Below are 9819 nucleotides of genomic sequence, written 5' to 3'. Positions count from 1 at the left end.
GGCGGGCGCCGCCGGCATCGGGGCTAGGCGCCGCGGGCGGCGTCGTAGCGGGCGATGACGTCGTTCCAGTTGATCAGGCCCCACAGCTTCTCGACGTAGTCGGGGCGCACGTTGCGGTACTGCAGGTAGTAGGCGTGCTCCCAGGCGTCGAACACCAGCAGCGGGGTGGTGTTCATGCCGACGTTGCCGTGGTGGTCGTAGACCTGCTCGACGACCAGGCGGCGGCCGAGCGGCTCCCAGGCCAGCACGCCCCAGCCGGAGCCCTGGACGGTGGCGGTGGCGGTGGTGAGCTGCTTCTTGAACGCGTCGAAGGAGCCGAAGTGCTCGGTGATCGCGTCGCCCAGCTCGCCGTCGGGGCGGTCGCCGCCGTCGGGGGACAGGTTCTGCCAGAAGATCGTGTGCAGGACGTGGCCGGACAGGTTGAAGGCGTACGTCTTCTCCAGGCCGACCAGGCCGCCGAACTCGCCCTTGTCCCTGGCCTCCGACAACCGGTCCAGGGTGTCGTTGGCGCCCTTGACGTAGGCGGCGTGGTGCTTGGCGTGGTGCAGCTCAAGAATCTCGCCGGTGATCGCGGGCTCCAGGGCCGCGTAGTCGTAGGGCATGTCCGGAAGGGTGTACTGACCCATGACGTCTATCCTCCAAAGCTCCTACTTGCATAGTCCTCGCAATAACCATAGCGCTGCAACTAGCTCACGTCTCGGACGTGGCCAGCCCGAACAGCGTCACCCCGCCGTGCTCGATGCTGATGATCTGCTCGCGTGCCTGGGGCTCGAGCGCCTGTCGCCCCGTAGCCCGGCCCTCCACCGGTCTCATCGTCTTCTGCGGCACCGGCGGTTCCCTGCGCCCCCATGACCTCGCCACAGCCGTGATGGCTCCGCGTGGCGGTTTCAGGGCTCGGTGTTGACCTGCTGGCTCTGCGTTCCGGTGGCGCCGCGGCGCCAGTGCGGCGGTTCGCTCTGCCGCGGGCCCGGCTCCACCGCGACCGCGGTGGTGTAGCGTCCAGGCGGCACCTCGTGCGAGAACGGTCCGCACGTAAGCGCCTGACCTGCTGCCAAGACACCGAGTTCGCACGTTCGGAGGGTTTTCGCCAGCGGTGCGCGGGATTTGACGTTGTGCAGCCAGATGTAGGCGACCGCGCCGTCGACCGCGCGGACCGTGCGCAGGTCGAGGGATGCGACCACGGCGCCGTCGGTCACCGCGACACACGGTTGCATCGATACCGGCACGCGCGCCGTCACGAGGGGCGTGCGGCACCGCGTGGGTATGTCTGGTACGGCATCGCCCGAGGCCCAGATGAACGCCGCGCCGGCCGTGACGAGTGCCAGCGCCGTACCGACGACCGCCGCGACCTTCCAGAGAGCGCGTGGCCTCGGCTCCTGGCCATGGGCTTCGTCCGCCACGGCTGGATCGCTGGGCACGGGTTGGCCGGCGGTCGGGGCATGCTGCTGGATCTGGCCGTCGAGTTCGTGCCAGCGCTGCTCCCACTCGGCCGTGTCCGTCACGCCGCAGGCGCGTACGTAATCGAGGGTCGCCGCCAGGCTGGGCAGCCGGAGCCCTTTCGCGGCTTCTGAGAGCTTGCTCGGCGAGCAACCGACCCGCGAGCCCATGATCCGGTAGGTCGGCTGCCCTGCCGCGACGCGCAGCTGGCGTAAGTCATGTGCGAAGTGTTCGACCAACCCGCTGTCAGGATCGAGTTTCCGTTCTGGCCTGCCCATTCGCCCTGCCTCGTTGATCAAACATCTGATCGGTGGTGATCAATCAAAGCGTGACAAGGATGAGCCGTACTGGGCAAGTCAGCCGTCTGAGGAGGCACACGAGTGAAGAGGATGTTCGCGGCAGTGGTTGCGGTCGCCATGGGGAGTTGCGTTGTCGCGGCGCCGGCACACGCCACCACGGGGGTGGCCTTCCGCGCATATTCCGGCGCGAGCCAGAGCGCGCACCAGGCCCATTTCGAGAGCCTGCGCAGCCGGGGTTACCGGCCGATCACGGTGAGCGTCTCGGAAGGGCCGAGATACGCGGCTGTCTGGGTCAAGGGCGGAGGCGGAGCCTGGGTCTCGCGGAGCGGGATGTCCGAAGCGGGCTTCAAGGCCCGGTTCGACGACTACCTCGCGCAGGGGTACCAGCCGATATCGGTGTCCGCGACGGGTCCGGCCGGCCGTGCGACGTTCGCCGCACTGTGGGAGAAGCGCTCCGAACGGTTCTTCTCCCGCATGGGGCTCACCGGGGCAGAGTTCGCCGCCCACAACCGGAAGGCCCACGCGGATGGGTACGTACCGGTCTCGATTGATATGTACGGTACGCCGTCGGACCCCCGGTACGTCGCGGTCTGGCGGCGGAGCCAGGGAGGCGGGTGGTACTACTCGTACGGAAAGTCGTCCGCCGGGCACAAGAAGTTCTTCGACGAGCGAACCGCCGAGGGGTTTCGCCCGACGGCGGTCGCGGTGGGCCCGGGAGGGGCGCGGTTCGCCGCGATCTACCGCAAGGACGGTGTCCGGCCCTGGTACCACCACATCGACACCTCCGGCTCCGCCTACCAGCGCAGGTTCGACAACCTGGTGGCGCGCGGCCTGCGCCCGGTGCAGGTGAATGTCGAGGACGGCGTGTACGCCTCGGTCTGGATCCGCTGACCATCGGGACAAGAACGCGGCTGGTACCGGGACGGGAGAGGAGACCGCTGTCCCTGGGACGGCGACAAGCGGGACCAGAAGGACGGCGGTGCCGGTCCCTTCGGCCTGAACCCGGCCGGCCCGGCCGCCCAAGCGGCGGCCGGATCAACCGGACCCGCGGCCACCTTCCGGAGACGCGGGTTGTGGCAGGTCGAGGATGCCGATCGCCTGCTCCTGCGCCGCCGCGCGGGGCGTGGTGGTGGTCAGCCCCTGCCTGACAGGGCCACGTGGGCGACGGCCTGGCGTTCGGCCTCCAGGCGTTCCGCGGTCTCCCGTTCGGCCACCACTTTTCTGTCGTACGCGGCGCGAGCGGCCGCGATGGCGTTCTGGTGCTCCTCGGTCCAGATGACGAGGGCGCTGATGGTGCTGTGCAGGGTCGCGCCCATCGGGGTCAGCTCGTAGTCAACACGTGGCGGGACGGTGGGATGCACGGTCCGGCTCACCAGCCCGTCGCGTTCCAGATGCCGCAGCGTACGGGTCAGCATGCGCTGGCTGACCCCATCGATCGCGCGGCTCAGCTCGCTGAAGCGCAGGCTCCGCTTGTCGAGCAGCGCGATGATCAGAAGCGACCACTTGTCGGCGATGCGGTCGAGAATATGCCGCACCTCACACTCCGCGCGCTGGTCCCACTGGAGAACGTCCTCGTCGATGCCGGTATCACCGCAGTAACCGAGGGACTTGAAAGTGCCGTCTTCCATGCTCATCGATAGTGCCTGACGATGCTGTCACTTACAAGAAGGAACCAAGAGGGCATTGGGGAACCGTCTGCGGATCGGTTCTCCGATGCAGAGAGGTTGGGCTCCGATGTCGGATTCCGTCAGCGGGCCCGCACGCATGACAGCGCGTGCGTGGGGCGTGTTGCTGGTGTTGTGCGCCGCGATCTTCCTGGAGGGGATCGACGTGGCGATGCTGAACGTGGCGCTGCCGTCGATCCGCGCCGACCTGGGGTTGTCCACCGGGATGCTCAGCGGCGTGGTCAGCGCCTACGTGCTCGGTTACGGCGGGTTCATGTTGCTGGGCGGCCGCGCCGCCGACCTGCTGGGACACCGGCGGATGTTCGTGGTGTGGCTGAGCGTCTTCCTGCTCTTCTCCGGGCTCGGCGGGTTCGCCACCGAAGGCTGGATGTTGCTGGCCGCGCGGTTCGTCACGGGGGTGGCGGCCGCGTTCATGGCGCCGGCCGGGCTGGCGCTGATCACCTCCAACTTCCCCGAGGGCCGCCTACGCACCAAGGCGCTGGGCGTGTACGCGGGGACGGCGGCGGGCGGGTTCTCGCTCGGGCTGGTCGCCGGCGGCGTGCTCACCTCGTTCGGCTGGCGGTGGGTGTTCTTCGCGCCGGTCATCCTGTCCGCGCTGATCCTGGTGGCGGCGCTGGCCCTGCTGCGCGACACCGGCGGCAAGCGGGCTCGGGGCAGCTTCGACCTGGCGGGGTCGCTGTCCATCACCGGGGCCATGTTGCTCCTGGTGTACGGCGTGGTCCGGCTGGAGCACCCCGGTGACGGGCCTCTCCTGACGGTTGCGACGTTCGTCGCAGGGCTGGCGCTGCTCGGGCAGTTCGTCGCGATCGAACGGCGATCGTCGTCACCGCTGGTGCGGCTGGGGATCCTGCGCAAGGCGTCGCTCGTGCGCGTCAACGTGGCGGCTCTGCTGTTCCTGGTGGCGTTCGCCGGCTTCCAGTTCCTGGCCACCCTGTACTTCCAGGAGGTGCGCGGCTGGAGCACGATGCAGACCGGCCTGGCCATGCTGGTGATCGGGATCGACACGGTGCTCGCGCCCACGCTGACGCCACGCCTGGTCAACCGCTTCGGAAACGCGCGAGTCCTGTTCGGCGGCATCGTGCTCGCGGCGGTCGCGTACGCGCTGTTTCTGCCCGTCGGCATGGACTGGGCCTACACCGCCATGCTCCCGGCGTTGCTCCTGCTCGGTCTGGCTTTCGCGCTGGCGTACGGCCCGCTGACCATGGCCGCGACCGAGGGCGTCGAGGAGGAGGAGCACGGTCTGGCGGGCGGTCTGCTCTACACGGCCATGCAGTTCGGCATGGCGCTCGGGCTGTCGGCCGTCACCGCGGTCAGCGTCTCCGCCGGGACCGGTCTGGACGCGCTGCGGACCGCACTGGTGGTCCCGCTGGTGGCGGCGTTGCTCGGCGCGGCAGTCATGGCCTTCGGCCTGCGGACCCGTGTCGCCTCCCCCGAACCGGCCCAAGAGTCCGCCCCCGCCACCGTTTGAGCAGCAGGGAGACGATGTTGAGCAACCACGTGACGTCGTTCGCCGAGATCAAGGGCCAGTTCGACGCCTACATCGGCGACATCGTGTACGCGACCATGACCACGGTCGACCAGAAGGGACGGCCCCGCGCACGAGTACTGATCCCCGTCTGGGAGAACGTCGACGGCCTGCCGCTGGGCTGGCTCGCCACCTACAGGACACCGGTCAAGGCCGCCCACCTGGCGGGCAACCCGCACAGCACGTTCTCCTACTGGACGCCCCGGCAGAACGCGGTGAGCGTCGACACCGTCGCCACCTGGGCCGACGACCTGGAGACCAAGTACCACGTGTGGGGCCTCTATCGGCGTACGAGCCCGCAGGGGGCCGGCTACGACCTGGGCAACTTCTGGCGCGACCCGGGCGACCCCAAGCTGCACGTGCTGCGGCTGGAGCCGTGGCGCGTGCAAGTGATCAGGGGCAGCGACCTGCACAGCAGAATCTGGTACGCGCCGGGGAAGCGCTGAACGACCTGGAGACATCGCCGAGCCGTCCTGTTCCGGAATCCGGGACAGGGCAGCTGGTCTGCAGCTGTGGTCGGTACAGCGGCTAATTGCGGAGGTGTGACCGGTTGCACTTCGCGTGCCATTTAGCCGGAGGGTCCTCACCGACCAGCCCGTCCACGGCCTCGCGGAGCAGGTCGGCATGCCCGGTGTGCCGCCCGTACTCCTCGATCAGGTCGCAGAGCAGCCGGCGCAGGCTCACATGGCGCCCGTCGGCGTGGGAGAGGTGGACGAGCTGGTCGAGTCCGCCGGTGGCCAGGGCCGCGTCGAGCCTCGCCCGGGACCGTTCGACGGTGGCGTCCCAGAGCGCGTAGAGGTCCTCGGGAGTGTCGTCGGCGGCCGAGTTGAAGTCCCAGTCGGGGTCGGCGTTCCAGTCTGCGGTGTCCCACGGCGCGCCGAGCGGAGCGCCGCTGAGTTTGGTGCTGAACATCTGCTCTTCGGCGCATGCGAGGTGCTTGAGCAGGCCGCCCAGAGTGAGCGACGAGGCGCCGATGCGGGTCTGCAGCCCGGCCGCGTCGAGGTCGGTCTTCCAGCGAAAGGTTGTGCGCAGGCGGTCGAGCGTACCGAGGAGGTGCTCGGCCTCGGTGCCGGCGAAGGGCGGTTCCCACCAGTAATCGCTGTGGGTCATGTCGCGACGGTAGACCCCGTTCCGGATGTTCCGCGTCCGGAAGGCGTCGCAGCTTGTGCGGCGTAGACGGCTTCGATCAGCACTACCGGGACCCTGCCTGCCACCATACGGTGTGCCCCTTGAGCCTTCTCCGATGGCGACCAGATCAGGAGACGAGCGCCCTGTGGCCGTGCTTTCAGGACAGGACGCCGTTCGCCGGTTCAGGAGGCCCTGCCGACCAGGGCGAGGGCCTTGGTCATGGTCGGATCGCGGCCGGTCGACAGGTCTGCGGCGGTCCGTGGAACGACGTGGTCGGGTGGCACGCCGATGCCATTGACGATCTCGCGGTTGGGCCCGAGGCCGTAGTGCGTGGGCAGGCGTAGCGTGCTGCCGTCGTCGAGGACGTACGGGTACGCGGCCCCCGACACCATCCCCGACGTACGCGTGCCGATCACCGGCCCGAGCTTGTGATGCTTGACCGCGCCGGTGAAGTGGTCGCAGGCGGAGGCGCAGAGGCCGTCGGTGAGCACGGCCAGGGGCAGCTTGATGAGGGCTTCCGCCGCCGAACTTGCGCAGCAGCTCCCACCGAACCTTCGCGCCGTCTTCCTCGACCACCCGCAACAGCAGCGCGTCCTAGCGCTTGGCGGGCAGAGCGCCGACCCAGGCGGCCAGGGCCTTTCGGTCGTGCTGTACGGATTGCACCGGCGGGCTGGCTTCGGCGGCTGCCGCGAGGAGGTCGTCGTCCAGGCACAGGAAGCCGGCCAGGGCCCGTTGCGGTGCGCTGAGCGAGCCCAGCCCAGCCCAGGCGGGACGGGCGGCTCCAGGCCGAACCGGCGACGGTGACCGGCCGCCCCGGCGCGGCTAGGGGATGTAGCGGTAGCCCATGCCCGGTTCGGTGATCAGATGGGCCGGGCGGGAGGGGTCGCGTTCGAGCTTCTTGCGGAGCTGGGCCATGTACTGGCGCAGGTAGTGGGTTTCCGTGGCGTAGTTGCTGCCCCATACCTCGTTGAGCAGGTAGCGCTGCGGGATGAGCTTGCCTGGGTTGCGCAGGAGGATCTCCAGGATGTGCCATTCCGTGGGCGTAAGCCGGATGCCGTGGGAAATGCTCTTGCCGGCCAGATCGACCGTGTGGTCTCCGACCTGGATCTGAGCGAGGTCGGCATCGTGGGCCGCAGTGCGCCGGGAGACGGCCCGGATGCGGGCCAGCAGCTCACCGATGCTGAACGGCTTGGTGACGTAGTCGTCGGCACCCGCGTCCAGGGCGTCGATCTTGTCCTGGTTTCCCGCCCGGCCGGACAGGACGACGATGGGGATCTCGGTCCAGCAGCGGAGGCCGTGAATGACCTCCACGCCGTCGATGTCGGGCAGACCGAGGTCGAGGACGATCAGGTCGGGATGCCAGTCGGCGGCCTGGCGCATCGCCTGGCCGCCGTCGGCGGCGACCGCGACCTCGTAGTGGCGGGCGGTCAGGTTGATGCGGAGCGTGCGCAGAATCTGGGCATCGTCGTCGACGACGAGGATCTTGGTCATGCCGTCACCGCTCGGGCCTGACCGGCATTCGGATGATCATGGTGAGTCCTCCCCCTGGCGTCTCTTCGGGAACAGATGCCGCCCATGGCCTCGGTGAGGCCGCGGGACAGGGCGAGCCCGAAGCCGACGCCGGAGTGATTGTCGCGGTCGCCGTACCTGACCCACTGAGCCAGGGCGGGGGCGTCGTTGGTGCCGTCGCCGGTCATCGCCACGAGGCGGCCGCCCTCCTGCTCCCGCTTGATCAGCGCCAGATTATCCTCAGGGGTCGCCTCGGCCAGGAAGTCGTCCACCCCGGCCTCGTCCACTCGAAGATGACGTCGGCCATCCCACTTCTCAATCGGGACATGTTCTTCGGATCGCGCCCAGCTGGCCGGGCGACTGCACCCCAAGCCAACACTGAGATTTGAGGGGTTTCGCCGCTCTTGACGGATTCCATACGGCTGCAACCCCAGTATTGACGCCATTTCTACGCCCCGGCTCGTCGACATCGCGCCATCGCTCGCCTGCGAACCGTCTGGACGCCGTCAAGATCGGGACCGGCGATGCGGCTGGAGAAACAGTCGTGAGCGACCTTGGAAGACTCTCCACCGGTACTGGCCAGTCTCCGATTCATACGTTTTCTTGACGCCCTCACCTCGTCCGCCGCCCTTACAGCCTGGGTAGCGTGCGATGCGTCTTCAAGGGGTCTTGATGAAGGGTGACCTTTATGGTGCTGGCGAAACGGTCGGCCGTAGGAGGCCCCGTTCGAAGCCGGTGGGTGCACGATCGAGCCCGCGTGCTCGGCATGTTCCCGATCAGAGTCGCAATGCCCTTGCCAACCCTTCTGAGCTGTGGCCTGTCCGTCCACGGGCACACTGCGGCGGCGTGCCTTGGTCGGCTCCGCGTACGTGAGCGTGCGGCATGAGACGGCGTCACGGGATCCTTGATCGGTTTCAGCACCCGACCCGGGTGATCGTTGCCGGGTTCGGGGCGGCAGTTCTGATCGGCACGGCCTTGCTCACCCTGCCGATCGCCACCGAGTCGGGGGAGTCGGCAGGTTGGCTGGCCGCTCTGTTCACCTCGACATCAGCGGTATGCGTCACCGGGTTGGTCGTCGTGGACACCGCATCGCACTGGTCGGTGTTCGGCGAGATCGTGATCGCCGGGCTGATCCAGGTCGGCGGGCTGGGGATCATGACCCTGGCGACACTGTTCACCGTCCTGGTGGCCGGCCGCCTCGGCCTGCGCGTAAGGATCTTCGCACAGGCCGAGACCAAGACGCTGAACATGACCGACGTGCGGCACGTGGTCCGCCGCGTGGTCGTCTTCAGCCTGGTCTGCGAGGCCATCGCCGCGGTGATCCTCACTGGCCGGTTCCTCCTCGGCTATGGCGAGCCGTTTGGCCGAGCCGTCTACCTGGGCATCTTTCACGCAATCTCGGCCTTCAACAACGCCGGGTTCGCCTTGTGGCCCGACAGCCTGATGCGCTTCGTCGCCGACCCCTGGATCTGCTTGACCATCGCGATCGCCGTGATCGTCGGCGGGCTCGGCTTCCCGGTCGTGTTCGAGTTACTGCGCACCTGGCGCCGACCCCGCCACTGGTCGGTCCTGACCAGGGTCACCGTCGGCGTCACTGCGGTCCTGCTGGTCGCCGGCATGCTGGTGTTCCTGGGCACCGAATGGCGAAACCCGGAGACGCTGGGCGCACTCGACGACCCCGGCAAGCTGCTGGCCGCCTTCTTCACCGCCGTCATGCCACGCACCGCGGGCTTCAACAGCATCGACGTCGCCGAGATGTATCCCACCAGTTGGCTGGCCACCGACCTGCTGATGTTCATCGGCGGTGGCAGCGCGGGTACGGCGGGCGGCATCAAGGTCACCACGTTCGGCATGCTCGCCTTCGTCATCTGGGCCGAGCTGCGCGGCGAGCGCGAGGTCAACATCGGCCATCGCCGCCTGCCGGAGGCGGCGCAGCGTCAAGCCGTCTCGATCAGCCTTGTGAGTGTGACGCTGGTCGCAGTGTCCACGTACGTGCTGCTGGCCCTGACTCCGCATACCCTGGATCAGGTGCTGTTCGAGGTGGTGTCGGCCTTCGGCACAGTGGGCCTGTCGACCGGCATCACCGCCGATGCCACACCGGCTGGTCACGTTCTGCTGACGCTGTTGATGTTCATCGGCAGGATCGGCCCGCTCACCCTGGGCTCCGCCCTCGCGCTGAAGGACCGCGCACGCCGCTACCAACTCCCCGAGGAGAGAGTCATCGTCGGCTGACAAG

The 9819-nt window shown here is 68.3% G+C and carries 12 protein-coding genes; 4 read left to right on the top strand and 8 right to left on the bottom strand.

The features are described from left to right. Positions 1 to 23: 23 nt before the first annotated feature. From ACTWPV_RS43480 to ACTWPV_RS43470, 3 genes are all read right to left on the bottom strand, one after another. On the bottom strand, positions 24 to 626 hold the full coding sequence (locus tag ACTWPV_RS43480; RefSeq protein ID WP_347649569.1) for a superoxide dismutase: 603 nt from the start codon (positions 624 to 626) through the stop codon (positions 24 to 26). 64 nt (positions 627 to 690) lie between these two features. Beyond that, positions 691 to 828, bottom strand: a complete 138-nt coding sequence (locus tag ACTWPV_RS43475) for a hypothetical protein (protein WP_443156263.1) — start codon at positions 826 to 828, stop codon at positions 691 to 693. Positions 829 to 887: 59 nt separating this feature from the next. Beyond that, the gene (locus tag ACTWPV_RS43470) at positions 888 to 1715 is read right to left on the bottom strand and encodes a helix-turn-helix domain-containing protein (protein WP_443156262.1); all 828 of its coding nucleotides are present in this window, start codon (positions 1713 to 1715) and stop codon (positions 888 to 890) included. Between the two features lie 111 nt (positions 1716 to 1826). On the opposite strand from ACTWPV_RS43470, the gene ACTWPV_RS43465 reads away from it, so the two are divergent. Beyond that, positions 1827 to 2627, top strand: a complete 801-nt coding sequence (locus ACTWPV_RS43465) for a hypothetical protein (protein WP_443156268.1) — start codon at positions 1827 to 1829, stop codon at positions 2625 to 2627. 242 nt (positions 2628 to 2869) lie between these two features. Here ACTWPV_RS43465 and ACTWPV_RS43460 read toward each other — a convergent pair whose 3' ends face one another. Continuing rightward, the gene (locus ACTWPV_RS43460) at positions 2870 to 3364 is read right to left on the bottom strand and encodes a winged helix-turn-helix transcriptional regulator (protein WP_347649566.1); all 495 of its coding nucleotides are present in this window, start codon (positions 3362 to 3364) and stop codon (positions 2870 to 2872) included. A gap of 136 nt (positions 3365 to 3500) precedes the next feature. On the opposite strand from ACTWPV_RS43460, the gene ACTWPV_RS43455 reads away from it, so the two are divergent. Both ACTWPV_RS43455 and ACTWPV_RS43450 read left to right on the top strand, forming a co-directional pair. Continuing rightward, the gene (locus ACTWPV_RS43455; protein WP_443156261.1) at positions 3501 to 4889 is read left to right on the top strand and encodes an MFS transporter; all 1389 of its coding nucleotides are present in this window, start codon (positions 3501 to 3503) and stop codon (positions 4887 to 4889) included. A 14-nt stretch (positions 4890 to 4903) separates the two neighbouring features. Continuing rightward, positions 4904 to 5392: a pyridoxamine 5'-phosphate oxidase family protein gene (locus ACTWPV_RS43450; protein ID WP_443156260.1), complete on the top strand. Its 489-nt coding sequence runs from the start codon at positions 4904 to 4906 to the stop codon at positions 5390 to 5392. 82 nt (positions 5393 to 5474) lie between these two features. Here the strand turns inward: ACTWPV_RS43450 and ACTWPV_RS43445 are convergent, their stop codons facing one another. The 4 genes from ACTWPV_RS43445 to ACTWPV_RS43430 form a co-directional block, all read right to left on the bottom strand. Continuing rightward, a complete protein-coding gene (locus ACTWPV_RS43445) occupies positions 5475 to 6056 on the bottom strand; it encodes a mycothiol transferase (protein WP_443156259.1) in 582 nt (193 codons plus the stop codon). Between the two features lie 200 nt (positions 6057 to 6256). Beyond that, a complete protein-coding gene (locus ACTWPV_RS43440) occupies positions 6257 to 6583 on the bottom strand; it encodes a S41 family peptidase (protein ID WP_443156267.1) in 327 nt (108 codons plus the stop codon). A 313-nt stretch (positions 6584 to 6896) separates the two neighbouring features. Beyond that, positions 6897 to 7565 carry a response regulator gene (locus ACTWPV_RS43435; protein ID WP_443156258.1) on the bottom strand — a complete coding sequence of 223 codons (669 nt, stop codon included), beginning with the start codon at positions 7563 to 7565 and terminating at the stop codon, positions 6897 to 6899. Beyond that, positions 7562 to 7870: a hypothetical protein gene (locus tag ACTWPV_RS43430; protein ID WP_443156269.1), complete on the bottom strand. Its 309-nt coding sequence runs from the start codon at positions 7868 to 7870 to the stop codon at positions 7562 to 7564. Before ACTWPV_RS43430 ends, ACTWPV_RS43435 begins: the two co-directional genes overlap by 4 nt. Before the next feature lie 595 nt (positions 7871 to 8465). On the opposite strand from ACTWPV_RS43430, the gene ACTWPV_RS43425 reads away from it, so the two are divergent. Next, positions 8466 to 9815, top strand: a complete 1350-nt coding sequence (locus ACTWPV_RS43425; RefSeq protein WP_443156257.1) for a TrkH family potassium uptake protein — start codon at positions 8466 to 8468, stop codon at positions 9813 to 9815. Positions 9816 to 9819 lie beyond the last annotated feature (4 nt).

Source organism: Nonomuraea sp. KM88, assembly GCF_052245635.1.
Taxonomy (GTDB): Bacteria; Actinomycetota; Actinomycetes; order Streptosporangiales; family Streptosporangiaceae; genus Nonomuraea.
This window is presented reverse-complemented; position numbering and strand designations above follow the sequence as displayed.